The sequence below is a fragment of the Bradyrhizobium sp. Gha genome (assembly GCF_900113735.1).
Lineage (GTDB): Bacteria > Pseudomonadota > Alphaproteobacteria > Rhizobiales > Xanthobacteraceae > Bradyrhizobium.
Window position 1 is genome coordinate 1 of record NZ_FOQM01000062.1, and the last position, 25,895, is coordinate 25,895.

22 protein-coding genes are annotated in these 25,895 nt (G+C 65.2%); 17 read left to right on the forward strand and 5 right to left on the reverse strand.

Going from position 1 to position 25,895, the window contains the following annotated elements; all coding sequences use genetic code 11:
• The 8 genes from BM222_RS37950 to BM222_RS37985 all read left to right on the forward strand — a co-directional run.
• Positions 1 to 1,374, forward strand: a 1,374-nt coding sequence (locus BM222_RS37950; protein WP_143106187.1) for a mannose-1-phosphate guanylyltransferase/mannose-6-phosphate isomerase, incomplete at its 5' end; no start/stop codon positions are given.
• A 180-nt stretch (positions 1,375 to 1,554) separates the two neighbouring features.
• On the forward strand, positions 1,555 to 2,559 hold the full coding sequence (locus tag BM222_RS37955) for a Gfo/Idh/MocA family protein (protein WP_092239745.1): 1,005 nt from the start codon (positions 1,555 to 1,557) through the stop codon (positions 2,557 to 2,559).
• Between the two features lie 34 nt (positions 2,560 to 2,593).
• Complete coding sequence (locus BM222_RS37960; RefSeq protein ID WP_177243716.1) at positions 2,594 to 3,745, forward strand: DegT/DnrJ/EryC1/StrS family aminotransferase; 1,152 nt, start codon at positions 2,594 to 2,596, stop codon at positions 3,743 to 3,745.
• 223 nt (positions 3,746 to 3,968) lie between these two features.
• Entirely contained in the window at positions 3,969 to 5,495 is a 1,527-nt protein-coding gene (murJ, locus tag BM222_RS37965) for a murein biosynthesis integral membrane protein MurJ (protein WP_092239747.1), read from the forward strand.
• Positions 5,496 to 5,756: 261 nt separating this feature from the next.
• Complete coding sequence (locus BM222_RS37970) at positions 5,757 to 6,146, forward strand: DUF1127 domain-containing protein (RefSeq protein WP_092239748.1); 390 nt, start codon at positions 5,757 to 5,759, stop codon at positions 6,144 to 6,146.
• A gap of 310 nt (positions 6,147 to 6,456) precedes the next feature.
• A complete protein-coding gene (locus BM222_RS37975) occupies positions 6,457 to 8,766 on the forward strand; it encodes a xanthine dehydrogenase family protein molybdopterin-binding subunit (protein WP_092239749.1) in 2,310 nt (769 codons plus the stop codon).
• Between the two features lie 98 nt (positions 8,767 to 8,864).
• A complete protein-coding gene (locus BM222_RS37980; protein ID WP_092239750.1) occupies positions 8,865 to 9,314 on the forward strand; it encodes a c-type cytochrome in 450 nt (149 codons plus the stop codon).
• Between the two features lie 276 nt (positions 9,315 to 9,590).
• On the forward strand, positions 9,591 to 10,874 hold the full coding sequence (locus tag BM222_RS37985) for a cystathionine gamma-synthase family protein (RefSeq protein WP_092239751.1): 1,284 nt from the start codon (positions 9,591 to 9,593) through the stop codon (positions 10,872 to 10,874).
• 85 nt (positions 10,875 to 10,959) lie between these two features.
• Here BM222_RS37985 and BM222_RS37990 read toward each other — a convergent pair whose 3' ends face one another.
• Positions 10,960 to 11,379, reverse strand: a complete 420-nt coding sequence (locus tag BM222_RS37990) for a CHRD domain-containing protein (protein ID WP_092239752.1) — start codon at positions 11,377 to 11,379, stop codon at positions 10,960 to 10,962.
• 153 nt (positions 11,380 to 11,532) lie between these two features.
• On the opposite strand from BM222_RS37990, the gene BM222_RS37995 reads away from it, so the two are divergent.
• A complete protein-coding gene (locus BM222_RS37995) occupies positions 11,533 to 12,459 on the forward strand; it encodes a c-type cytochrome (protein WP_092239766.1) in 927 nt (308 codons plus the stop codon).
• Here the strand turns inward: BM222_RS37995 and BM222_RS38000 are convergent.
• On the reverse strand, positions 12,456 to 12,701 hold the full coding sequence (locus tag BM222_RS38000; RefSeq protein WP_028182135.1) for an Lrp/AsnC ligand binding domain-containing protein: 246 nt from the start codon (positions 12,699 to 12,701) through the stop codon (positions 12,456 to 12,458). The genes BM222_RS37995 and BM222_RS38000 overlap by 4 nt on opposite strands.
• Positions 12,702 to 12,886: 185 nt before the next feature.
• On the opposite strand from BM222_RS38000, the gene thiD reads away from it, so the two are divergent.
• The 4 genes from thiD (at position 12,887) to BM222_RS38020 (ending at position 16,821) form a co-directional block, all read left to right on the forward strand.
• On the forward strand, positions 12,887 to 13,687 hold the full coding sequence (gene thiD / locus BM222_RS38005; protein ID WP_092239753.1) for a bifunctional hydroxymethylpyrimidine kinase/phosphomethylpyrimidine kinase: 801 nt from the start codon (positions 12,887 to 12,889) through the stop codon (positions 13,685 to 13,687).
• A gap of 205 nt (positions 13,688 to 13,892) precedes the next feature.
• Positions 13,893 to 14,705 carry a UDP-2,3-diacylglucosamine diphosphatase gene (locus BM222_RS38010; protein WP_092239754.1) on the forward strand — a complete coding sequence of 271 codons (813 nt, stop codon included), beginning with the start codon at positions 13,893 to 13,895 and terminating at the stop codon, positions 14,703 to 14,705.
• Between the two features lie 13 nt (positions 14,706 to 14,718).
• The gene (locus BM222_RS38015; protein ID WP_092239755.1) at positions 14,719 to 15,777 is read left to right on the forward strand and encodes a glycosyltransferase family 4 protein; all 1,059 of its coding nucleotides are present in this window, start codon (positions 14,719 to 14,721) and stop codon (positions 15,775 to 15,777) included.
• Positions 15,778 to 15,837: 60 nt separating this feature from the next.
• The gene (locus tag BM222_RS38020) at positions 15,838 to 16,821 is read left to right on the forward strand and encodes a threonine/serine dehydratase family protein (RefSeq protein WP_092239756.1); all 984 of its coding nucleotides are present in this window, start codon (positions 15,838 to 15,840) and stop codon (positions 16,819 to 16,821) included.
• Between the two features lie 310 nt (positions 16,822 to 17,131).
• Here BM222_RS38020 and BM222_RS38030 read toward each other — a convergent pair whose 3' ends face one another.
• Positions 17,132 to 18,853, reverse strand: coding sequence for a caspase family protein (locus tag BM222_RS38030; protein ID WP_177243717.1), 1,722 nt, complete (start codon positions 18,851 to 18,853; stop codon positions 17,132 to 17,134).
• A 330-nt stretch (positions 18,854 to 19,183) separates the two neighbouring features.
• Positions 19,184 to 20,551 (reverse strand): hypothetical protein, encoded by a 1,368-nt coding sequence (locus tag BM222_RS38035; RefSeq protein ID WP_177243718.1) that lies wholly within the window; start codon positions 20,549 to 20,551, stop codon positions 19,184 to 19,186.
• Positions 20,552 to 20,626: 75 nt separating this feature from the next.
• Here BM222_RS38035 and BM222_RS38040 point away from each other — a divergent pair, with 75 nt between their 5' ends.
• The gene (locus BM222_RS38040) at positions 20,627 to 21,823 is read left to right on the forward strand and encodes an MFS transporter (RefSeq protein WP_092239760.1); all 1,197 of its coding nucleotides are present in this window, start codon (positions 20,627 to 20,629) and stop codon (positions 21,821 to 21,823) included.
• Here BM222_RS38040 and dgcA read toward each other — a convergent pair.
• Positions 21,793 to 22,788, reverse strand: a complete 996-nt coding sequence (gene dgcA, locus BM222_RS38045; RefSeq protein ID WP_092239761.1) for an N-acetyl-D-Glu racemase DgcA — start codon at positions 22,786 to 22,788, stop codon at positions 21,793 to 21,795. The genes BM222_RS38040 and dgcA overlap by 31 nt on opposite strands.
• A 134-nt stretch (positions 22,789 to 22,922) precedes the next feature.
• Between dgcA and BM222_RS38050 the strand changes: the two genes are divergently transcribed.
• From BM222_RS38050 to BM222_RS38060, 3 genes are read left to right on the forward strand one after another with little or no spacing between them, the layout of a single operon-like run.
• Complete coding sequence (locus tag BM222_RS38050; protein WP_177243719.1) at positions 22,923 to 24,056, forward strand: MlaE family ABC transporter permease; 1,134 nt, start codon at positions 22,923 to 22,925, stop codon at positions 24,054 to 24,056.
• Between the two features lie 2 nt (positions 24,057 to 24,058).
• Positions 24,059 to 24,841 carry an ABC transporter ATP-binding protein gene (locus tag BM222_RS38055; RefSeq protein WP_177243720.1) on the forward strand — a complete coding sequence of 261 codons (783 nt, stop codon included), beginning with the start codon at positions 24,059 to 24,061 and terminating at the stop codon, positions 24,839 to 24,841.
• Positions 24,842 to 24,857: 16 nt separating this feature from the next.
• Complete coding sequence (locus BM222_RS38060; RefSeq protein ID WP_092239764.1) at positions 24,858 to 25,757, forward strand: MlaD family protein; 900 nt, start codon at positions 24,858 to 24,860, stop codon at positions 25,755 to 25,757.
• Positions 25,758 to 25,895 lie beyond the last annotated feature (138 nt).

Consider the following 25,895-nt stretch of genomic DNA (forward strand, 5'->3'; position numbering starts at 1 on the left):
GCCGGCACGCGGTTGTGGCCGGCTTCGCGCGAGGTGCGCCCGAAGCAGTTCCTGCCGCTGTTCGGGTCGCGCTCGACCTTCCAGGACACGCTCTTGCGCGTCTCCGACGCCGCGCTGTTCGACCGCCCCGTCGTCATCACCAACGCCGCCTACCGCTTCATGGTGTTGGAGCAGCTCGCCGAGATCGGCATCGAGGCCGACGTGATCCTCGAGCCGATGCGCCGCGACTCCGGTCCTGCGATCGGCGCGGGCGCGGCGTTCGCGCAAGCACGCAGGAGTGAAGCGATCGTGCTCGCGCTCGCCGCAGACCACGTGGTGCGGGACAACGCCGCCTTCGTCGCGGCCTGCCGCGAAGGCCTCGCGGCCGCGTGCAAGGGACGCATCGTCACCTTCGGCGTCAAGCCGGAGCGGCCGGCAACGGAATACGGCTATATCTGCCCGGGCGAGGTGATATCAGGCGAGGTTCACGCCGTGGCGCGCTTCGTCGAGAAGCCGGATGCGGTGAAGGCCGCGGATTACGTCAATTCGGGCTATCTCTGGAACAGCGGCAACTTCATGTTTCCGGCCGCCTTGCTGCTCGACGAATATCGCAGGGTGGACGCGGCGAGCGTGGAGGCGGTATCCAATGCGGTCACCAGCGCGGGGCGCGATCTCGGCTTCGTCACGCTGGAGCCTGAGGCGTTCGGCGCGGCCAAGGCGATCTCGATCGACTACGCCGTGATGGAAAAGACGTCGCGCGCGGCTGTCGTGCCGGTGTCCTGCGGTTGGTCCGACGTCGGCTCCTGGCGCGCGGTGTGGGAATTGTCCGACAAGGACGCGCAAGGCAACGCGGCGCACGGCGCCGCCGTGTTCGAGGATTCGCGCAACTGCAACGTCACGACCGATCACGCGCTGGTCGCGCTCGAAGGCGTCGACGATCTCGTCGTGGTCGCGACCGCGGATGCGGTTCTGGTCTCGCGCCAGCAGGATGCCGATGGCCTGAAGCGTCTCGTGGCCAAGCTGAAGACGGTCGCGCCCAAGGTCACCGAGGAGCATCTGAAGGTGCATCGCCCCTGGGGCAGCTACCAGTCGGTCGACAATGGCGCGCGCCACCAGGTCAAGCGCATCGTGGTGAAACCGGGCGGGCGATTGTCGCTGCAGAAGCACCACCACCGTGCCGAGCACTGGATCGTGGTGCGAGGAGCTGCCCGTGTCACCGTGAACGAGACCGTCAAGACCGTGCACGAGAACGAATCCATCTACATCCCGATGGGCGCGGTGCACCGGATGGAGAATCCCGGCAAGATCATGCTGGAACTGATCGAGGTCCAGACCGGCTCCTATCTCGGGGAAGACGACATCATCCGGATTGAAGACGACTATCAAAGGTCGTAACCAGCAAACTCCGAATCACGCGATCCGGGCTCCGAAAGCCCGCTTTAGGCGGCTAAGGCCCGGAGAACGTGTAATTTTTTGAATCAAATCGTGTCCGGTCAGTCAGGCCGACATTCGCCACATCTGTGGCACCCGTGCTAGAAGCGCCCGGGGATTTGCGTTGAATCGGGGTTCGATCAGATGAGTTCCATGGGATCACAGCCGGCAAAGGCCGGCTTGCGCGTCGGTGTGATCGGCGCCGGCGTGATGGGCAGCAACCACGCGCGCGTGCTCGCCGGTCTGCCCGGCGTCAGCCTGGTCGGCGTGGTCGATCCTTCGCCGGCGCATCGCGCGCGCGCGACCGAGCTTGCCGGATGCAACAGCTTCGAAACGCTCGACCAGCTCCTCGCCGAGGGCGTCGATGCCGTCACCATCGCGGCGCCGACCCATCTGCATCACGAGGTCGCGCTCGCCTGTATCGCCAGGAATATCCACGTGCTCGTCGAGAAGCCGATCGCCTCGACGGTGGAAGAGGGCCGCGAGATCGTCGCCGCCGCGCAAAAGGCTGGCGTCACGCTCATGGTCGGCCATGTCGAGCGCTTCAATCCGGCGGTCGCCGCCGTGAAGCAGGCGATCGCGGGCGAGGACATTCTCTCGATCGCGATCACGCGCGTCGGTCCGTTCCCCCCGCGCATGTCCAATGTCGGCGTCGTCATCGATCTGGCCGTGCACGACATCGACCTGATCCGCTGGTTCACCGAATCCGACATCATCGACGTGCAGCCGCAGCTGTCGAGCGCAGTCGCCGAACGCGAGGACATCGCGCTGCTGCAATTCCGCACCGCCAGCGGTGTGCTCGCGCACATCAACACCAACTGGCTGACGCCGTTCAAGGCGCGCAGCGTCACGGTCGCGACCCGCGGTAAATACGTGATGGGCGATCTCCTGACGCGCCAGGTCACCGAATGCTTCGGCTTCAAGCCCGACGGCAGCTATTCGATGCGGCACCTGCCTGTCGGCCATGACGAGCCGCTGCGCGCGGAGCTGATCGCCTTCCTCAAGGCCGTGCGTCACGGCGAGACGCCGGCAGTCACCGGCGACGAGGGCGTCGCCAGCCTCGAGATCGCGACGCAATGCCTCGAGGCGCCCTCACGGCCCGCGGCCACATCGCCCGCCAGCAAGGCGCCGCGCCGCGTCGCCGGCTAAAACCCTTTCCATGTCGATCATTGAAGAAGGCGCCATGAACCAGCATCTTCGTTCCGAACCCATTCCCTTCATCGACGTCGCCTCGCAGCGCGTCCGGCTCGGCGCCTCGCTCGATGCGGCCGTGAAGCGCGTGATGGACCATTGCCAGTTCGTCAATGGCCCCGAGGTTTTCGAGCTTGAAAAGCAGCTCGCGGCCTATTGCGGCGCCAAGCATGTCGTCAGCTGCTCCAACGGCACCGATGCGCTTCTGATGGTGCTGATGGCGAAGAATGTCGGGCCAGGCGATGCCGTGCTGTGTCCCTCCTTCACCTTCATCGCGACCGCATCGCCGGCGGCACGGACCGGCGCGACGCCCGTGTATGTCGACGTCGACGAGACGACCTTCAACATGAGCCCGGAATCGCTCAAGCGCGGCATTGCGGCCGCGCGCAAGGCCGGATTGAAGCCCGTCGCGGCGATTCCGGTCGATCTGTTCGGCCAGCCCGCCGACCACGATGCCATCGCCGAGATCGCCCAGGACGAAGGCCTGTTCATCATCGATGACGCCGCGCAAGGTTTCGGCGCAAGCTACAAGGGTCGCAAGCTCGGCACCTTCGGCCTCGCCACCACGACCAGCTTCTTTCCCGCAAAGCCGCTCGGCTGCTTCGGCGACGGCGGCGCGATTCTGACCGATGACGACGAGCTCGCAGCGACGTTGCGCAGCATCCGCGTGCACGGGCAGGGCGTCGACAAATACGACAATGTCCGCCTCGGCCTGACCGGCCGGCTCGACACCATGCAGGCCGCGATCCTGATCGAGAAGCTGAAGATTTTCGACGACGAGATCGCTGCCCGCAACAAGGTCGCGGAACGATACGCACGCGGCTTGTCCAACGTGGTCACCGTGCCGCGCCTCAGCCCCGGCAATACCTCGGTCTGGGCGCAGTACACGATCCGCTTGCCGGAAGGCACCGACCGCGACGGCTTCGCCGCAGCCCTGAAGGCCCAGGGCGTGCCGACCGCGGTGTATTACGGCAAGTCGATGCATCAGCAGTCCGCCTACAAGCAATATCCGGTCGCCGAGGGTGGCCTGCCTATTTGCGAGAGCCTGTCGCAGGACGTCATCAGCCTGCCGATGCACGCCTATTTGACCGAAGCCGATCAGGAGCGAATCATCGCCGCCGTGCGCGGCGCGCTGGCGGGGTGATTTTGCTTTTCTTCCCCTCTCCCCTTGCGGGAGAGGGTGGCCGCAACGCGGCTAGACGGGTGAGGGGTATGTCTCCGCCTGGAATGCGCGGAGAGATACCCCTCACCCGAATGAGCTTGTGTCCACTTACGGTGCTGCCCTCTGCCGCAAGGGGAGAGGGCGCAGCAATCCGCCTCGCAAGATGCAATCGACCTCTGTCCGATAAGCCTCTAAAACCATCCGCATGCTCGGACGCATCTTCACCGTCGGTGGTTACACGCTGCTCTCGCGGCTGACGGGGTTTGCCCGCGACATCATGCTCGCGGCCATCCTCGGAGCAGGCCCGGTGGCCGATGCCTTTTTCGTGGCGCTGCGGCTGCCCAATCATTTCCGCGCGATCTTCGCCGAGGGCGCCTTCAACGCCGCCTGGGTGCCGGCCTATGCCCATGTCCATGGCGAGCGCGGGGAGGGGGCGGCACGGCTGTTCGCCGACCGCATCTTCACGCTGCTGCTGGCCTCGCAAGTGGTGTTGCTGATCGTCGCCTGGCTGTTCATGCCGCAGGCCATGAGCATTTTGGCGCCGGGCTTTAGTGAGGATGCCGAGCAGCGGAAGCTCGCGATCGAGCTGACCCGGATCACCTTTCCCTATCTGCTGCTGATCACGCTGGTGACGCTCTATGGCGGTATGCTCAACGTGATGCAGCGCTTTGCCAGCGCCGCTGCCGCATCGATCTTCCTCAACGTCGCGATGATGATGACACTGGCGCTGGCCGTCTGGTTTCCGACCGCGGGCCATGCCGCCGCCTGGGGCGTGCTGATCTCCGGCTTCATGCAATATTTCCTGCTCGCCGGCGATCTCGCCCGTCATGGCGGCCTGCCGCGCTTTGCCCCGCTCAAGCTCGATGAAGACGTTCGCAGCTTTTTCAAAGCGCTTGGCCCGGCGACGCTGGGCTCGATGGGAACGCAGATCGCGTTGTTCGCCGACACCATCATTGCGACCTTCCTGCCGGCGGGCGCGTTGTCGGCGCTCTATTATGCCGACCGCCTCAATCAACTGCCGATCGGCGTCATCGGCATCGCCATCGGCACGGTGCTGCTGCCGGAGATGTCGAAACGGATCACCGCCAACGACCACGACGGCGCGATGAAGGCGCAGCGCCGCGCCTTCGATTTCACCCTGCTGTTTTCGATCCCCTTCGTCGCCGCCTTCCTCGCCGTGCCCGACGAGATCATGCGCGCGCTGTTCGCCCGCGGCGCGTTCTCCAAGGCCGATGCCGTTGCGGCCGGCGGCACGCTCGCCGCCTATGCCATCGGCCTCATTCCTTTCGTGCTGATCCGCAGCGCGGTTGCGACCTTCTACGCGCGCAAGGATACGGCGACGCCGGTGCGGGCTTCGCTGTCGGGCATCGCGGTCAATGTCGCGCTGAAACTGGCTCTGATGGGATCGCTGGCCCAGATCGGTCTGGCGCTGGCGACGGCCGTCGGCGTCTGGACCAATCTGCTGCTGGTACTGTTCTTCGCCGTACGGCGCGGCTTCCTCGTGCTCGACCGCGCCTGGCTGATGTCGCTCGGAAAATTCCTGCTGACCGGAATCATCCTCGTCGTGGCGTTTTGGCAGATTGCGCGCTTCGGTGGATCCGCGCTGGGGGGGATGCGCTTCCACGATGAAGTCACGCTGGTGCTATTGGCCGCCGCTGGCACCATCGTCTACGCGCTTGCGATCCTCGTGCTGTTCGGCCGGAGCTGGCTGGTGTCGCTGGTGCGTGGCTAGGGCGACGCGCGGATTCGCCTCCAAGCTGCAACCGGCCTCCGCACATCTCTTGATTTTGCGCGATTCCCGTGCTATTGGCGACGCATGATCAAATGCTCGCGCAAAGTCTACTTCAACCACATGACCCGCTTCGGCTGGGCCGTGGAAGGAGTCGTGCGCTAGCATTTCGTCGACGACGTCTTTCCACCAAGGCCCCGCCGGCATCGGACGGGGCCTTTTGTTTGGCCACGCTCCCTGCCGGCACAACAGCAGGAGCATGCGATGCCACCACAATTGACGGACATCTCACCCGGGGTTGAGGGCGAGGCCGCAAGGCGCGGCCTCAATCTCTCCATCGTGTCGGCCAAGAGCGCGGTCGACGCGGCGTTGGCAGCACGCCTCAAGGCGTCCGCTGCGGCGCTGGACGACGCTTTGTCGGAGAAGGATGCTGCCGGACCACCGACGCGAAGCGTGCTCAGCCTGCTCAGGCAGGCCTGGCTTGCGTTTTGGGACTGGCGCCGGCGCCCGCAGCTCACCTTGCAGGATTTGAGCGACAGGGAGCTGATGGATATCGGTCTGACGCGCAGCGAAGTTGACTACCTCTCGCCCCAGCGCGCCATCGATAATCTGAGAGACAGCACGCGCTATCTCTGGAATCGCGGTGGGATGTAATGATCAGCCGCGAGATTTGGACCTGCGTTCTGAGAACAAGCGGCGGTCAGTCCGGCCGCTTGTTCTCGGGCGTGGCCGGCCCTGCGTCGTTCGGCGACGATCCGGCTCGCCGGGACCGGCGCGAGGGCATCCGACCAATCATCGATCTTCACGGGGAAATGACCGCGCTGCGGCCTTCCGGTCCGATCGCGCTGCGAGGCGAGAGGTCCTGGGCATTTTTTCGCGGGCCCCGTCTGCCTAAACCCGTTTGCCTTGCCAGTTTTTCCACGGCAATATGGTCCGCAAAACAACCATAGGACGGGTCAAAAAAATGGCGGCTCCCATCAAGTTCGGCGTTGGCCAAAGCGTGCTCCGCAAGGAGGACGACGCGCTGATCCGCGGCAAGGGCCGCTATACCGACGATTACGCGCCGCAGGCCGCGCTGCGCTGCCTGGTGCTGCGCTCGCCGCATGCGCATGCCAAGTTCACCATCGACGCGAGCCGCGCCCGCTCCCTTCCCGGTGTCGCGCTGATTCTGACCGCGGCCGAGGTCGCCGATCTCGGCAATCTGCCGTGCCTGTTCAATCTCGAGACCGATCCGTTCACCGGACCGCCGTACCCGATCCTGGCAAAGGACGAGGTGCGCCATGTCGGCGATGCCGTCGCCTTCGTCGTCGCCGAGACGATCGATCAGGGCCGCGACGCGATCGAGGCGATCGACGTCAAATGGATTCCGCTGCCTGCCGTCACCGGCGTCGTCAACGCCGTCAAGACGGGCGCGCCGCAGGTCTGGCCGGACAAATCAGGCAATGTGCTGTTCGACGTCTCGATCGGCGACAAGAAGGCGACCGAGGCTGCGTTCGCCAAGGCGCATGCGGTGGCCGAAATCTCCATCGTCAATCCACGCGTGGTCGCGAGCTTCATGGAGACGCGCGCGGCGGTCTGCGAATACGACGCGAAGGCCGATCATCTGACGCTGACCGTCGGCAGCCAGGGCAGCCATCGCCTGCGCGACATCCTGTGCCAGAACGTGCTGAACATCCCCACGGACAAGATGCGGGTGATCTGCCCCGACGTCGGCGGCGGTTTCGGCACGAAGCTGTTTCCGTATCGCGAATACGCTTTGATGGCGGTCGCGGCGCGCAAGCTGAAGAAGGCGGTGAAGTGGTCGGCCGACCGCTCCGAGCATTTCATGGGCGACGCGCAGGGCCGCGACAACGTCACCACCGCGAAGATGGCGCTCGCCGAGGACGGCAAGTTCCTGGCGATGGATTGCGACCTGATGGGCGACATGGGCGCTTATCTGTCGACCTTCGGGCCCTACATTCCGCATGGCGGCGCCGGCATGCTGCCGGGCCTCTACGACATCCAGAACTTCCACTGCCGGGTGCGCACCATCTTCACCAACAGCGTGCCTGTCGATGCCTATCGCGGCGCGGGCCGGCCGGAGGCGGCCTACGTCATCGAGCGCCTGGTTGACGCGTGCGCGCGGAAGCTGGAGATGACGCCGGACGCCATCCGCCGCAAGAATTTCATTCCACCGAAGGCGCTGCCCTACAAGACGGCGACCGGCAAGGTCTATGATTCCGGCGATTTCGCCGCGCATCTCAAGCGCGCGATGGAGATCGCCGACTGGAAGGAGTTTCCAAAGCGCGCCAAGGCGGCCAAGAAGAACGGTCTGATCCGCGGCATTGGCTTGGCAAGCTATGTCGAGGTTTGCGGCACCATGGGCGAGGAAACCGCCAATGTGCGGATGGACCCCAATGGTGACATCACCGTCCTGATCGGCACGCAGTCGAGCGGGCAGGGCCACCAGACTGCCTATGCGCAGATCGTCGCCGAGCAGTTCGGCGTCGCGCCCGAGCGCGTACACGTCCACCAGGGCGACACCGCAATGATCGCCACCGGTCTGGGCACCGGCGGCTCGGCCTCGATCCCGTCGGGCGGCGTGAGCGTCGAGCGCGCCACGCGTGAGCTCGGCCAGAAGCTGAAGGAGATCGCGGCGCAGGCGCTGGAAGCCAGCGCCGGCGACCTCGAGATATCAGACGGCCTCGTGCGCATTGCCGGCACCGACCGTTCGATCTCGTTCGCCGATCTCGCCAAGCGCCCCGGCGCGGATCCATCCAAGCTGAACGCCAGCGCGACCTTTGCCAGCGCCGACGGCACCTATCCCAATGGCACGCATGTCGCCGAGGTCGAGATCGATCCGGCGACCGGCATCATCAGGATCGTCAATTACGTGATCGTCGACGATTTTGGCAAGACGCTCAATCCGCTGCTGCTGGCCGGCCAGGTGCATGGCGGCGCCATGCAAGGCATCGGCCAGGCGCTGATGGAGCAGGTGGTCTATGGCGCGACCGACGGCCAGCTCATCACCGCCACCTACATGGACTACGCGCTGCCGCGCGCCGCTGATGGTCCGTCCTTCGTGTTCGAGACCAACAACATTCCCTGCACGACCAACCCGATGGGCGTGAAGGGTGCGGGCGAGGCCGGCGCGATCGGCTCCTGTCCGGCCGTCGTCAACGCGATCGTTGACGGTCTCTGGCGCGAGTACAAGATCGACCATATCGACATGCCGGCGACACCGGAGCGGGTGTGGATCGCGATCAACGAGCACCATCGCCGCCACAGGCTGTAAGGCGGCGCATCGGCCCGCGGGAATGAACTGCCCGCGGCCGGGTTCTATCCTCCATGAGCATCCCCCAAACCGACCTTGCGAGCCGGAGTCTCGAGCCGATGAAACGAACGTTGATTGTCGTGGGCACCCTGGTTCTGGGGGCAGGCGCCGTGATGGCGCAGCAGGAGATTGCCGTCCAGCAGGACAATCTGATGCGCTCGCAGGCGAAGAGCATGTACGGCGTCATCCTCAAGATGGCGAAGGGCGAGATTCCCTACAACCAGAAGGCCGCCGACGAGGCGATCGCCAATCTGGAGGCCGACGTCGCCAAGATCGCCAAGACCTTCGAGGTGAATCCCAAGCAGGCCGTCGTGAACGCGACCTATGGAGCGTCGCCGAAGGTCTGGCAGAACAAGGCCGATTTCGATTCCAAGATCCCGCCGCTGCAGAAGGCGATCGCCGACGTCAAGGGCAAGATCCACGATGTGGCGAGCCTGAAGGCCGCCTACACCGCGATGAACGACCGTTGCAATGATTGCCACGAGACTTACCGGGTGAAGCTGAAGTAGGGCGGCACGAGCACTTCGCGACAAGTGCGGTGTCATCGCCCGGCTTGACCGGGCGATCCAGTCCTCCGAGATGGTCGTGGCTCAACCGATGGGCCGCGGCGTACTGGATTCCCCGCTTTCGCGGGGAATGACAGCGGTAGATGCGCAAATTCTGTTCGCTTGCCCTGACGGATCGCCGTCAGAGCGAGTATGTTTGCTTGCGCCGTGCGGCGTCGATGCCTCAGGTTCGGAGTTCCGACGCGCGGGCGGCGATCGCAGTCAACAGCGAGACAGGCCATGGCAAAACCGTTCCCGTCGAAAACCCACATTGGCAACCATATGCTGCATCCGGAAACGCTGATGCTGACCTATGGCTACGATCCGCAGCTGTCGGAAGGCGCCATCAAGCCGCCGGTGTTCCTGACCTCGACCTTCGTGTTCAAGACGGCCGAGGATGGCCAGGACTTCTTCGACTACGTCGCCGGCCGGCGCGAGCCGCCGGCAGGCATGGGCGCGGGCTTGGTCTATTCGCGCTTCAACCATCCCAACAGCGAGATCGTCGAGGACAGGCTCGCCGTCTACGAGCGCACCGAGGGCTGCGCGCTGTTCTCCTCAGGCATGGCGGCGATCTCGACCACGATTCTGGCCTTCGTGCGGCCCGGCGACGTCATCCTGCATTCACAGCCGCTCTATGGTGGCACCGAGACGCTGCTGACGAACACGCTGTCGCGGTTCTCGATCGGCGCGGTCGGCTTTGCCGACGGCATCGACGAAGCGACGGTCAACAACGCCGCGGAGGAGGCGATGCGCAAGGGCCGGGTCTCGATGATCCTGGTCGAGACCCCCGCCAACCCGACCAACGGCCTCGTCGACGTCGCGCTGATGCGCCGCGTCGCCGATGCCATCGGCAAGGCCCAGGGCCACACGCCGATCATCGCCTGCGACAACACGCTGCTCGGCCCGGTGTTTCAGCGGCCGATCGAGCACGGCGCCGACATCTCGCTGTACTCGCTGACCAAATATGTCGGCGGGCACTCCGACCTGATCGCCGGCGCCGCGCTCGGCACCAAGGCGGTGATGAAGGGCGTCAAGGCGCTGCGCGGCGCCATCGGCACCCAGCTCGATCCGCATTCCTGCTGGATGATCAACCGCTCGCTCGAGACCTTGAGCCTGCGCATGGAGAAGGCCAACAGCAACGCGAGCCTCGTCGCGGATTATTTACGCGATCACGCCAAGGTGGCGAAGGTCCATTATCTCGGTCACCACGCGGAGGACTCGCCCTCGGGGCGCGTGTTCGCGCGGCAATGCCTGGGGGCGGGATCGACATTCTCGTTCGACATCGTCGGCGGCCAGGCGGCGGCGGAGAAATTCCTCAACGGCTTGCAGATATTCAAGCTCGCCGTGAGCCTTGGCGGAACGGAGTCGCTCGCCAGCCTCCCGGCCACGATGACCCATTCCGGTGTCCCCGCCGATATCAGGCACAAGATCGGCGTGCTCGATTGCACGATCCGGCTGTCGATCGGCATCGAAAATCCGTCCGACCTGATCGCGGACCTCGAGCATGCGTTGAGCGCGGCCTGAGCAAAGCGGATCACGCGCAGATTTCGGAATCGAAGAGGCCGAGCGCTGCTCGCGCCCGGCCTTCGCCGATGCGATTGCTATGAACTCACTTGGTCACCTGGCCGCGGATTTCGCCGCCCGGATTTGCCGCGGTGTGGACGTTGACATAGAGCTTGCCGGCGAGGAGATCGGAGGCCTGCGCGTCGGTCAGCGTCGCCGAGCCTTCGGCCGGGCTGTTTGCGGCGCCGGGGATCGGCACCATGACGCCGGCGTTCTTGCCAGGCTCTGCCGGACCGTGGAAATGGGCGGCGGTGGCGGGGCCGGAGAGCCCGGAATAGGTCAGCTTCCAGGAGAGCTTCTTGCTGGCGGCGTCATAGTCGATGTCAGCCGTGCCGGTACCGGCGCTGGCATTGGCGGGGACTTCGGACTTGCCGTCCAGCGTTGCCTTCAATTTCTCCGCGCTGGCCGAGCCTGCGAATGCGACGGCAGCTCCGAGTGCCAGCGTGGCAAAAAGGGCTTTGTTCATGGGTCTCTCCCTGTTGACGCCTGATTGCGGTCAACTTGCAAACAGTGCGGTTGCAACTTTATTCCCGGATTCCGATCAAACCATCTAAATTATTCGTGGCTGGAGCGGCTGCGGGTTGATCCGTAAATTCGCCGGAGCACGATGGAATCCGCAATGCTGCGACGAACAATCTATGTCATTCTCGTCACGACCGTTGCAGCTGTTGCCGCCTATTGGTGGCTGACCGCGCCGACTGCGCTGGCCTTGCCGGCGCCGACGCGCGGGCCCGATCTCGCCAACGGGCAGGAGTTGTTCAACGCCGGCGGCTGCTCGTCCTGCCATGCCGTGCCCAACCAGCCGGATCGTCTGCGGCTCGGTGGCGGCCTGGCGCTCGGTTCGCCGTTCGGCACGTTCTATGTCCCGAACATTTCGCCCGATCCCAATGACGGCATCGGCCGCTGGAGCGAGGCCGATTTCGTCAATGCGCTGACGCGCGGCATTTCGCCCGAGGGCACACACTACTATCCGGCGTTTCCGTACACGTCCTACCACATCGCTGATATTGACGACGTCCGCGATCTCTTCGCCTATCTGAAGACGCTGCCGCAGGTCGCGGGCCGGGTGCGCGACCATGATCTGCCGTTTCCATTCAATATCCGCCGCAATGTCGGCATCTGGAAATGGCTGTTCATGGATGTCAGGCCGTTCGTGCCAGATGCGGCACGTTCAGCGCAATGGAATCGCGGCGCCTATCTCGTCAACGGCTTTGGCCATTGCGCCGAGTGCCACAGCCCGCGCAATGTTCTCGGCGGCGTCATCAGCTCGCAGCGTTTCGCCGGCGGCCCCAATCCGGAAGGCGAGGGCTGGGTGCCGAACATCACACAGAAGGGCTTGGGCAGCTGGAGTGAGAGCGACATCGCCGACTTCCTCGAGACCGGCGACATGCCCGAGGGCGACAGCGCTTCGGGCTCAATGCGGCCGGTGATCAAGAACCTCGCGCAGCTCAAGCCTGAGGACCGCGCGGCGATGGCCGCCTATCTGAAGTCGCTGCCCCCCGTCGATGGCCCGACGCCGCCCAAACGCAGGGAAGGTGGCGACTAGCCGGCGCCGAACGCCTTGAAGGTGATGATGGTGAGGGTGTCCTGGATGCCCGGCAGCACCTGCACCTTCTCGTTCACGAAGTGGCCGATGTCGGTGTCTTTGTCGACATAGAACTTCACAAGCAGATCGTATTGGCCGGCCGTGGAGTAGATCTCGGAGGCGATCTCGGCTTCGGCGAGCGCATTGGCCACCGTATAGGACTGGCCGAGCTTGCATTTGATCTGGACGAAAAAAGGAACCATAGCAGTCACTCCGAAGGCCTGTTCCCGGCTAATAGGCCAAAACCGGCCCGATTTAGCAAGCCGCCAGCGGTCGCGACAAGTGCTACGAGGTCACCGGCGTCGTGAGATTCGGCGGCTTGCTGGGGCTGTGGGAGGGCGCTAGGACAGGCAATGGCCGAGTTTTGTTCAAGCAAGCGTGTCCCGCGATGACGACATCAGTGGCGCTCACCATCGCGGGCTCCGATTCGAGCGGCGGCGCCGGCATCCAGGCCGACCTGAAGACCTTTGCCGCGCTCGGCGTCTACGGCACCTCCGCGATCACTGCGTTGACCGCGCAAAACACCAAAGGGGTCACCGGCATTCACCCGGTGCCCCCTGATTTCGTCACCGCGCAGATCGATGCGGTGTTCTCCGATCTCGACGTCGGCGCCGTCAAGATCGGCATGGTGGCGCAGGCAGGCAGCATCGATGCGATCGCCTTGGCGCTGTCGCACTGGAGGCCGCGCCATATCGTGCTCGATCCCGTGATGGTCGCAACTTCGGGCGATCGCTTGATTGCCGCGGAGGCCGTCGAAGCGTTGCGCACGAAACTGATGCCGCTCGCGTCGGTGATCACGCCCAATCTGCCGGAGGCGGCTGCGCTGCTGGACGAGCCGGTCGCGCGTAGCGAGAGCGACGTCGAAAGCCAGGGGCGTCGGCTGCTTGGGCTGGGCTGCCGCGCCGTCCTGATCAAGGGCGGGCACGGCCACGGCGCGGAGAGCACCGACTACCTCGTCAGCGCCACCGCCACGATCGCGCTTGCTGCACCGCGCCTCGCCACCCGCAACACGCACGGCACCGGCTGCTCGCTATCCTCAGCGGTTGCGGCGGGTCTTGCCAAGGGCGAGGATCTCGAAACGGCCGTGCGCAATGCCAAGAGCTGGATCAGCGCGGCGATCGCTTCTGCCGACCGCTTCAGCGTCGGTCACGGCCACGGGCCGATCCATCATTTCCACAAGTTTTACTGACGCTGATTTCGCGGCTCGCAAAGAACCGCCGAGACGATGGCTTTCCCGGCATTTTGCGGAGGGCCATCGCGGGCCATGTCGCCTGTTTGTCGCATGCGGCTGATATTCGCGGGGAGGGCGAGGCAAGGTCTGATTCGTATCCGAGGGTGCCTCAAAGGTTCAAATCGTCATCCCCCTGTCACGGGACATTGTTACAGGCTGTCGCATGGGAAGTTACGATGTGAGTGACGAAAGCCCGGAGCGGCGCTTTCGCACGTTGTTCATCTCCGACGTTCATCTCGGAGCCCGCGGCTCTCAAGCCGATCTGTTGCTGGACTTCCTGCGTTACCACGATGCCGACACGATCTATCTCGTCGGCGACATCGTCGATGGCTGGGCGTTGAAATCGAGCTGGCATTGGCCGCAATCGCATAACGACCTCGTCCAGAAGCTGCTGCGCAAGGCGCGCAAGGGCGCCAAGGTCGTCTACGTGCCCGGCAATCACGACGAGTTCCTGCGCAACTATTACGGCACGCATTTCGGCGGCATCGACGTCGTCGAGAACACCGTCCACACCGGCGTGGACGGCAAGCGTTATCTCGTCATCCACGGCGACATCTTCGACCTCGTCGTGCAGAACGCGCGCTGGCTCGCCCATCTCGGCGACAAGGCCTACGACTTCGCGATCCAGATGAATCGCTTCGTCAACTTCTTCCGCCGCATGTTCAAGGTGCCCTATTGGTCGCTGTCGCAATGGGCCAAGCAGAAGGTCAAGAACGCGGTCAACTATATCGGCGCGTTCGAGCAGGCGCTCGCCGCCGAAGCACGGCGCCACGACGCCGACGGCGTGATCTGCGGCCACATCCACTACGCCGTGATCCGCGACGAGAACGGCATCCGCTACATGAACTGCGGCGACTGGGTCGAGAGCTGCACTGCGCTGGTCGAGCACGACGACGGCCGTTTCGAGATCATCACCTGGGCGGATCACCTGCAGAAGCCGGCGGAAGTGCCGCAGGTCGCAGCCAGAGCTGCCTGATGAGAGCTGCTTGATGCGCATCCTGGTCGCGACCGACGCCTGGCACCCGCAAGTCAACGGTGTGGTTCGGACGCTGACCAAGCTCGCTGACGCCGCGAAGACGCTTCAAGTCGAAAGTCTGGGCGTCGAATTCACGTTCCTGACGCCGCAATCGTTCCGCACCTTTGCGATGCCGAGCTATCGCGACGTGCGGCTGGCGATGCCGCGGCCGGCGCGCATCGCAAAGCTGATCGAGGAAGCGCGCCCGGACAGCATCCACATCGCGACGGAAGGGCCGATCGGCCTGATGGTCCGCCGCTATTGCCGTCAGCGCAAGCTGCCGTTCACGACCAGCTTCCACACCCGCTTCCCCGAATATGTCCGCGCCCGCGTGCCGGTTCCAGGCTCGCTGATCTGGCGGGCGCTACGCCGCTTCCACAGCGCGAGCCGGGCCGTGATGGCGGCGACGCCGGCGCTGGCCAGGGAGCTCGGGGAGCGCGGCTTCGCCAATGTCGTGCTGTGGCCGCGCGGCGTCGACACGCATCTGTTCCACCCCCGCGCCATCGATCTTTGCCTGCCGGCCCCCGTCTTCCTCTCGGTCGGCCGCGTTGCGGTGGAGAAGAATCTCGAGGCGTTCCTCGAGCTCGATCTGCCCGGCACCAAGGTGATCGTCGGCGACGGCCCGGCGCGCAACGCGCTGGAAGAGAGCTATCCCGATGCGATTTTCTTGGGCGAAAAGCACGGCGAGGAGCTGGCCGACATCTATGCGGCGGCCGATGTCTTCGTGTTTCCGAGCAAGACCGACACGTTCGGCCTGGTGCTGCTCGAGGCGCTCGCGAGCGGACTGCCGGTCGCGGCGTTCCCGGTGAAGGGGCCCCGCGACGTCATCGGCGATGCACCTGTCGGCGCACTGGACGATGATCTGCGTGACGCCTGCTTTGCGGCGCTCGACATCTCCAGGCAGGCCTGCGTCGAATTCGCCGCCGCCTACACCTGGGAAGCCTCGGCGCGGGCTTTTGTCGATAGCATCCGCGCCGTTGGCGCCGTGCTGCCCGGCCGGGCTGGAGCGGAACGGCCGCGGTTCGTCGCCTGAGGGCAGAGGATCCTCGCAGGTGTCTTGCCCGCGGCTCGTCCGCCGCGATAAAATCACGCCATGTCCGAACAGCCCCTTCCGGTCGGCCCCGCCGATATCGACGCCGCAGCGCGCGTGCTCGCGCCCTTCGCCGTCCGCACCCCGTTGTTGTCCTTGCCCGTTCTCAACGAGCGCGTGGGTGCAAGAGTTTTCCTGAAGCCGGAGATGCTCCAGCGCACGGGCTCCTTCAAATTCCGCGGCGCCTTCAACAAGGTGTTCTCGATCCCGCAGGACAAGCGCTCGGGGGGCGTCGTCGCGTTCTCCTCCGGCAACCACGCCCAGGGCGTGGCTGCGGCGGCCAAGATCCTGGACATGCAGGCGACCATCGTGATGCCGGCGGACGCGCCGCTGTCGAAGCGCGAGCGCACCAAATCCTATGGTGCCGAAGTCGTGCTGTACGATCGCGACCGCGAGGACCGCGAGGCGATCGCGCGCGGCATCGCCGAGAAGCGCGGCGCGACGCTGGTCCGGCCCTATGACGATCCCTTCGTGATCGCTGGCCAGGGCACCGCCGGCCGCGAGATCGCGGAAGACATGGCTGCGCTCGGCCTTGCGCCCGATATCGTGGTGGCACCGGCCTCCGGCGGCGGCCTGATCGCGGGCGTCGCCACAGCCGTGAAGGCGCGCTATCCGCAAGCCCAGATCGTGGTGGCCGAGCCCGAGGCGTTCGACGATCACCGCCTGTCGCTGACCGCAGGCCATCGCGAGCCGCATCCGCCCGCGGGCCGCACCATCTGCGACGCGCTGATGGCCTTGATCCCCGGTGAGATGACGTTTGCGATCAACAGCAAGCTCTTGGCGCGCGGCGTGACGGCGTCGGACCAGGAAGTCGGCGCGGCGGTTGCCTTCGCCTTTCACGAGCTGAAGCTCGTGGTTGAGCCCGGCGGTGCCGTGGGCCTTGCGGCGCTGCTCGCCGGCCGTCTCGATGTCGCCGGCAAGAACGTCGTCATCGTGCTGTCAGGCGGCAATGTCGATGCGGATCTGTTTGCGGAATTGGTGGCTTGACGTTCTGACATAGAGCCGCAGATCATCGTCTCCGTGAACGAAGACAGGACACCTCTCGAACCCGTCATCCTGAGGTACGAAACACGCGGCGCGAGGCGCTGCGACGGGGCAGAGCGTTTCCGCTCTGCCCTCTGTACGTGTTGAGTTCGAACTTGCCGCTTGCTCGGTGCAATCTCTCCCGCTTGCGGGGGAGGTCGGCGCGAAGCGCCGGGCGGGGGATTTCTCCTCTTGGGGATTGTCCCATTGTGGAGACAACCCCACCCCAGCCCTCCCCCGCAAGCGGGAGAGGGAGCGCACCTTTTTCGTGGCATCAGTGCATGAAGCCGCGGTGGTTGTTGCCGGCGTTCATGTTTGACTGATTCATCGACTGGCGGAAGTTGTTGTTGCCGCCGCCGTTCCCGATCGCGTTGAACTGAGGACGGGTGTTCTGGACGTTGTTCTGCACCTGCACTTTGTTCACGGGACTGTTGTTGAGCTTGACGACGCCGTTGTTGGCGCGGATCGGCTGGTTCTGCGGCTGAACATTCGTCGCCTTCACATCGGTGGTCTTGACGTCGACGGCCGAACCGGACTTGCCGACATTCACCGGCATGCTCACGATCTTGCCCGCCGTGCCAGCATTGGTGTTGGCAGTGTTCGGCGTGGTTTTGCTGGCCGGGAGCGTCACGATCTTGCCGATGCCGCTATTGTTCGTCGTCGTATGCGTCGGCGCGGGCAGAGTGAAGATCTTGCTGACGGTGCCCTCGACCGGCTTTTGCACGACCGGCAGGCTGGCGTTCATCTGCGAGCCGCTGCCCTGCTGGATCAGCGGCATGTATTTGGGCTGGCCGAGATTGCCGATCTTCAACGTCGGGGCGATGTTCTGCGGGGCCAAAAACTTTGTCGCCTGCATCAGGGGGATCAGCTTCGGCTGCGCCTCGAGCTTCAGCGCGACTTGCGCATAGGGGCTGTTGCCATAGCTGTCGTGGAAGGTCTTGTAGCCGAGCGGCGAGTTCGCGAGCACCGCCTGATGCCAGGCCTGCGTGATCAAGAGGTTCGCCAGCAGCCAGCGGATGTGATCGCACAGCGGGTCGTGCGGATACATCGCGACGAACTCCTGATAGTATTCAGGCTTGCCCTCGGACAGCACATAATCATAGGCCTGGCGCACCGTGCGGCTCGGCAGGTTGGATGCCATCTGCACGACGGGCGCATGCACCGGCGCGCGGTTGGCGGCGACGGCCGTGTCGCCGAAGAAGGTGAAATCGGAGGTGAGCGAGGAACTCTCCCAGGGCACTTGCGCGCCGCTGGTGGTCTGGTTCACAGCCAGGCGCACGCGCTTGAACAACTGCTCGATCGGCACGTTGGGCTCGCGCGCGATGTTCAGGAAGGCCTGCGTGTAGGGGCTGTGGCCGCTGGCGCCGTCGAGCGCCTCGGCGCCCGGCGCGGTCGAATAGCCGACGATCGAGCCGTTCGGCGCATCGACGATGGCGAGGCCGCGGCCGGCGTCGTCGACGGCGGGGAACGGGTTGTTGCGGCAGGCATCGAGGATGACGATGCGCATCCGGCTCGGGATCGTCTCCAGCGTCGACATCACGTCGACGAGGCGGACCGAGTCGTTGACGAGCTCGGTTGGGTTCGAGACCTTCGCATCGACGGGAACGAGATAGTTCTCCCCGGCGAGCTGCACGCCGTGACCGGCGTAATAGACCATCGCCACCGTGTTCGGGCCGTGCGCCGACACCTTGGCCGAGAAATCCTGCACGACGCGCAGCATGTCGTTCTGGCCGAGGTCGGTGGCCGAGATCACCTCGAAGCCGGCAGAGTTGAGGAATTGCGCCATCGACTGCGCGTCATTGTCGGGATTGGCGAGCTGCGGCGCGTTCCGGTAGTTCGAATTGCCGATCACCAGCGCCACGCGCTGCTCCGGGCCCTGTAGCGCGGTCGGGGCGGGTTCGACAGGGGCGAGTTGCGCGGAAACCGGGCCGCAGGCGAAGCCGAACAGGCTTCCCAGCAGGCCAGCTGTCATCAGGGCGGATTTCAGGCGGAACATGGCGTGCTCCTTTGGCACTCATCTCGATGCGAGATTGGTCGCGAGGAAGCTAGGCCGCGTTCGAACCTGCCGTCCGCGACCGCGATCACGATGGCGCGCTGTGTGATCTGGAGCACGCTGGGCGCTGGCACGGGCCGCGCTCGCGATGACCATGTGAAGGCGGCTGCGCGTTACATGCCGCTCTCGTGCCCCGGACGCAGCGCAGCGCCTCTTAGCGGTGCGCTGCTGAGCCGGGGCCCATCTCGGAAGGCATTCGTGTGGCGTGGGTCCGGGCTCTGCGCGGCAGCGTTGCACACTGCGGCGCGTCCGGGACACGAAGGAGCGCCGACCTTAGGAGAAGAATGCGATCTTCTCGGCTTGGGTCATGCGGCGGATCGGCGCCAGCGCATCGCTTGCGGCGGGGCGGGGCTTTTGCACGATGCCGCTGGCGAGGATGGTGGCGCCGAGCGAGGGTTCGGGCAGCGGCGACGGCATCGGCACGCTTGCGGACGGCGCTGTGGCGAGGGTTGCCACGGCCGCCATCGGGGGGGCCGGCTGCGCCATCACTTCGGCTGCGGCTTCCGCGATGGCCTCGGTGAGGCGCGCGAGCGATTCCATCGCGATCGGGGCCTCAGTCAGCGGCTCCTCGACGACGAGCTCTTCAGCATGCGGCGCGACCGGCGCCTCCATCGCGACGGGCTCCGCGACCTCCGCTTCCACCGGCTCCGGCTTCGGCTCAGGAACCGCTGCTTCCATCTCCGTGGGCTCGACGATCGCGTCGAACTCCGGATCGGGCGCGGCCATCTCCAGCGCGATGGCCTCGAGGATGGCTTCGTCCTCGGCTTCCGCGGCGGCATCGAGCGAGAACTCGTCGGTGATCTCGGCGACGGCTGCAGGATTGGCGAGGCTGTCCTCGACGGCAGCAAGACTCCCTTCGACGGCCGCGTGGCTTTCGGCGATCTCGGGCGCGATGGCGACGTCCGTCGCCTCCTCGGCGACACCGCTCACTTCAACGGTGGCCTCAGACTTGGGACTGACGTCGTGTGGCGTGTCCGTAAAACTCACGGGTGCTTCGCTTGCCATCGCCGTGGACGCCTTGGCGTCAGGCGCTTCTGCGACGGGCGGTGCTTCCTGCACGGGTGCCGGAGCAGGTCGCGCCGCGGCCTGCGGCACTGCGACGCCATCTGCTTCGGTCTGCTCGATCCGGTCCTTGAGCAGATCGAAGGCGGCCTTGAGGTCGCCGCGCGGATCGATGGTCGCAATCTGGGCGCAGGCCGCTTCGATCGAGGCGAGCTGCGAATCAATCAGGTCGCAAATTCGCCCGTCGGCGCCGATCTCGCGCCAGCGCCAGGAGATCTCCTTGATGATCCGCACCCCGCGCGTAACAGGCGCGAGGCTCGCCTCCATCGCAGCCGGATCGAACGCCTTGGCTGCTGCGCTTTCTGCCTCCTCGACGGCGCGGCGGATCGCGGCCAGGGCTTCGGGCAGGCGGTCCACGACGACCGGTTGTCGCTGTGCCGCAAGGGTTTCCTCGATTTTCGCGACCGCATCGAGCACCATGCGCGTGTCGGCGTTGCGGTTGCGCTTGGCGTATTCGCCGAGGAACCAGCGTCCGCGCGCGGTCTCCATGAAGGCTTCGCGGATCGCGTCGTAATCCTGCTCGTTCGGCTCGGCCGCGCGGGCAGACATAGGCGAAAGGGCGAATGCTTCAGAGGCCATGTCAATCTCGTCGCGCAAATCAGTGCGCGTTACTGTAACGATCACCACGATATCGACCGAATCGCAATTGGTTTGATGCCACCCGAATCACAAATCCCCACTGCAGCATCAGTCAAGCGGCGATTCGCCACGCGGCTTGCGCTGTTCTATTCGGCGCTGTTCGCGGTATCAGGGACGCATCTGCCGTTCTTCCCGGTCTGGCTGAAGGCGATCGGCATCGACGCCTTCTGGATCGGCCTCATCAACGCGCTGCCGGCGCTCACGCGCTTCACCACGCTGCCGCAGGTCACCGCCATTGCCGAAAAGCGGCACGCCATTCGCGGCGGCATGATCATCTCGGTGCTGGGGACGGCGATCGGCTTTGCCGCCGTCGGGTTGCAGCAGCAGCCGTTGGAGCTTTTCCTGATCTACGTACTCACCTGCGTGATGTGGACGCCGACGATGCCGCTCACCGACGCTTATGCGCTGCGGGGCGTTGCGCGTCACGGGCTCGACTACGGTCCCCTGAGGCTGTGGGGCTCGGCGGCGTTTGCGGCCGCGGCGCTGGCCTGCGGTTATCTCGTCGACATCATCGCGGCGCGCGATCTGATCTGGATCATCGTTGCATGGGCCGTCGTCGCGGTCCTGGCCAGCCTGCTGCTGCAACCGCTCGACGATGCCAGGCACAGGACGACCGGGAAGCAGGCCGGCAAAGCGCTGCTGCGCGATGGCGGCTTCTGGGCGGTGATCGCATCAGCTGCGCTGATCCAGGGCAGCCACGTCGCCTACTACACGTTCTCCGCCATCAACTGGCAACTCCACGGTTTGAGCGGGCTGACGATCGCGGGATTGTGGACGCTGGGCGTGATTGCCGAGATCATCGTGTTCGCGCTGTCGCCGCGCTTCTCGCTGCATCCGTCATCGCTGATGGCGATCGGGGGCTTGAGCGCCGTGCTGCGCTGGATCGTGACCGCGAACGAGCCGCCGCTGGCGCTGCTCGCGATTGCACAACTCGGCCACGGCCTGACCTTCGGCATGACCATCGTCGGTACCATGAATCTACTGGTGCAGCGCGTGCCGTCGCATCAGATCGCGCGCGGACAAGGCTATTACGCCGCATGCAGCGGATTGTTGGGCGCAACGACCTCGATCGCGTCAGGCGCGATCTATGCCCGTATCGGCGATGGCCTCTATTACGTCATGGCCGCGATGGCCGCCGCCGGCGCGCTCGTGATCTGGTCGGCGCGGCACCGGCTGATCGCTCAGCCCCAGAGCGAAGCGTCCGGCGGATAGACCAGGCTCTCATCATAGCGCAGTCCATGATCGCGATCGCGCGCCAGTAGCAAGGGACCATCGAGATCGACGAAGCGTGCCTGCGGCGTCACCAGCATGGCGGGCGCCATCGACAGCGAGGTCGCGACCATGCAGCCGATCATGATCTCGAAACCGAGCGCCTGCGCGGCATCGGCCATGGCCAGCGCCTCGGTGAGGCCGCCGGTCTTGTCGAGCTTGATGTTCACGGCGTCGTAGCGCGCGCGCAGCGGTGCAAGCGACTTGCGGTCGTGCACGCTCTCGTCGGCACAGACGGTGAGCGGTCGTTTGATCCGCGCCAGCGCACCGTCCTTACCCGCCGGCAGCGGCTGCTCCACCAGGGTGACGCCGACGGCGGCACAGGCGGCGAGGTTGGCTTCCAGATTGGCCTCGGTCCAGGCCTCGTTGGCATCGACGATCAGCTCGGACTCGGGCGCTGCCTTGCGCACGGCGGTGATCCGCTGTGGATCGTCGTCGCCGCCGAGCTTGATCTTCAGGAGCGGGCGGTGTGCAGCCCTGGCGGTCGCCGCAGCCATGGCCTCGGGCGTGCCCAGCGAGATCGTGTAGGCGGTGGTGCGCTCCCCGGGCACGGGGCGGTCCAGCAGGCTCCAGGCCCGCCGGCCTGATGCCTTGGCCTCAAGGTCGATCAGGGCGCAATCCAGCGCGTTGCGAGCGGCTCCTGGCGGCATGGCGGCCTGCAGGGCTTGCCGCGTCAGCCCATCCGCCACGGCCGCCTGCATGGCCTGGATCGCAGCCAGTGTCGCCTCGGGCGTCTCGCCATAGCGGGGATAGGGCACGCATTCGCCGCGGCCGGTCAGGCCGTTTTGCCTCACTTCGGCCACGACGGTGACCGCTTCAGTCTTGGCGCCCCGGCTGATCGTGAAACTGCCGGCGATGGGAAACCGCTCGATTCGCGCGGCGAGGACGGGAACTCTGCTCGAAGTCATTTTGAACTCTGGCGAAATCTGAACCTGCTGGTTACCTCTAACAACTAACGTTAACCAGTTGGGGATACCTTTTCTGGGTAAGGGCGCGTGCGCAACGAATTGATTTTCTCCGCCCCGGTATGGGAGCGGACACCTTGAGCGGCGATCCGAAGCTGGAACGGATTGCCAAAGGCAACGCGCTGGCCCTCTGCGCCACCGGAACCTGGACCGCGAGCTTCGCGCCGGTCCTGGAGCGGATGGTGGCCGACGCCGAGAAACTCGCCGGTGGCCCGCAAAGCATTTTCATCGACGTCTCCGAGGTCGCCAAGCTCGACACGTTCGGCGCCTGGCTGATCGAGCGGCTGCGCCGCAGCCTGACCAAAGGCGCCGTCGAGGCCCAGATCGCGGGGTTGTCCGCGAACTATGCCAGCCTCGTCGATGAGGTGCGCCGGGTCCGGGCGACCCCGGTGATCGAAACCTCCGCGATTACCATCACCGGCATGCTGGAACAGATCGGCCGCGGCGTCGCCGGCGTTGGCGGCACCATCGCGAGCCTGGTCGACATGTTGGGTGCGGTGCTCGCGGCGGGCGCACATGTGCTGATCCATCCGCGCTCGTTCCGCCTGACCTCGACCGTGCACCATTTGGAGCAGGTTTGCTGGCGCGCGGTGCCGATCATCGTGCTGATCACCTTCCTGATCGGCTGCATCATCGCCCAGCAGGGCATCTTCCATTTCCGCCGCTTCGGCGCCGACATCTTCGTCGTCGACATGCTCGGCGTGCTGGTCTTGCGCGAGATCGGCGTGCTCCTGGTCGCGATCATGGTCGCGGGCCGCTCGGGCAGTGCCTATACCGCCGAGCTCGGCTCGATGAAGATGCGCGAGGAGATCGACGCGCTGCGCACCATGGGCTTCGACCCGATCGAGGTACTGGTGCTGCCGCGCATGCTGGCGCTGGTGCTGGCGCTGCCGATCCTCGCCTTCCTCGGCGCCATGGCCGCGCTCTATGGCGGCGGCCTCGTCGCCTGGCTCTATGGCGGCGTCGATCCCGGAGCGTTCCTGCTGCGCCTGCGCGACGCCATCTCGATCGACCATTTCATCGTCGGCATCGTGAAGGCGCCCGTGATGGCCGCGGTGATCGGCATCGTCGCCTGCGTCGAGGGCCTCGCCGTGCAAGGCAGCGCCGAATCACTCGGACAGCACACCACGGCGTCGGTCGTGAAGGGGATTTTCTTCGTCATCGTCATGGACGGCGTGTTCGCGATCTTCTTCGCCTCGATCGGGATGTGACGATGGCGCAAGAAACTCAAAACGAAATTCAAAACCCCATCATCCGCGTTCGCGACATCACCGTGCAGTTCGGCGCGACGCGTGTGCTCGACGGACTCAACCTCGACGTCAAGCGCGGCGAGATTTTGGGCTTTGTCGGTCCTTCGGGCGCCGGCAAGTCGGTGCTGACCCGCACGATCATCGGCCTGGTGCCGAAGCTCGCAGGCTCGATCGAAGTGTTCGGCGTCGATCTGGATTCCTCCAATACGTCGCAGCGCCGCAACGTCGAACGGCGCTGGGGCGTGCTGTTCCAGCAGGGCGCGCTGTTCTCCTCGCTCACCGTGCGGCAGAACATCCAGTTTCCGATGCGCGAATATCTGCGCGTGTCGCAGCGGCTGATGGACGAGATCACCATGGCCAAGCTCGCCATGGTCGGTCTCAAGCCTGACGTGGCCGAGCGTTTTCCGTCGGAGCTCTCAGGCGGCATGATCAAGCGTGTCGCGCTGGCCCGCGCGTTGTCGCTCGATCCCGATCTCGTCTTTCTCGACGAGCCGACCTCGGGCCTGGATCCGATCGGCGCGGGCGACTTCGACGAGCTGGTCAGGACGCTGCAGCGGACTTTGGGCCTGACCGTTTTCATGGTAACCCACGACCTCGACAGCCTTTACACAGCTTGCGACCGCATCGCCGTTTTAGGGAACGGCAAGATCATTGCGGCAGGGTCGATTGCCGACATGCAGGCCTCGCAGCATCCCTGGCTGAGGCAATATTTCCATGGCAAGCGCGCCCGCGCGGTAATGAGTTGAGTAGCCGGAGCACCTGATGGAAACGCGGGCGAACTACGTATTGATCGGATCCTTCACGCTGGCGGTGATCGCGGCTGCGATCGGCTTCGTGCTGTGGTTCCAGTCGCTGCACACCACCAAGCAGCGGATGCCTTTCCGCGTCGTGTTCGAGGGACCGGCCGCGGGCCTGCGCAACGGCGGCAGCGTCAACTTCAACGGTATCCGGGTCGGCGAGGTGGTCTCGGTGAAGCTCGACAATCCCCGGCGGGTTGTCGCACTCGCCATGATCGAGAACAACACGCCGCTGCGCAAGGACACTCTGGTCGGCCTCGAATTCCAGGGCCTGACCGGCGTCGCCGCGATCTCGCTCAAGGGCGGCGAGGAAGCCGCACCGCCGCCGCCGCTCGACGAGGACGGCATTCCGACGCTGACGGCCGATCCGAACAAGCTCCAGGACGTCACTGAGGCGATCCGCGCCACGCTGCAGAACATCAACAAGATCGTTGCCGACAATCAGGAGTCGGTGAAGAACTCGCTGAAAAATCTGGAGACCTTCACCAACTCCCTCGCGCGCAACTCCGAGAAGATCGACGGCGTGATGGCCAAGGTCGACGGCGTCCTGCTCAAGGCGGACGGCGTGATGCTCAAGGCCGACAACGTCATGCTCGGCCTCAACACCCTTGCCGGCGGCAAGGATGGCGGCGAGCTGTTCCTGACGGTGAAATCGATCCGCGAGCTCGCCGAGGATTTCGACAAGCGCTCCGGCGCGCTGATGACCGACGGCCGTCGCACCCTCGGCGACATCAGCCGCGCCGTGAACAATTTCGATCGCAACCCGACCCGCGTGCTGTTCGGCGCCAGCAACAGCAGCGCACAGCCGGCCCCCGCGCCCGAGCCGCCGAAGCCGGCGCCGGCGAACGAGCGTAGGCGGCAATAGGGGGCACCGTCCACGTCTCTCCCTGCCGTCATTGCGAGGAGCACTTGCGACGAAGATTCCATGGGGAGTGGATAGCGACCTGGTCTGAGGCCAGACTGAGGTTGCTAACACACCAACCTGGAGACGACGATGTTGCTC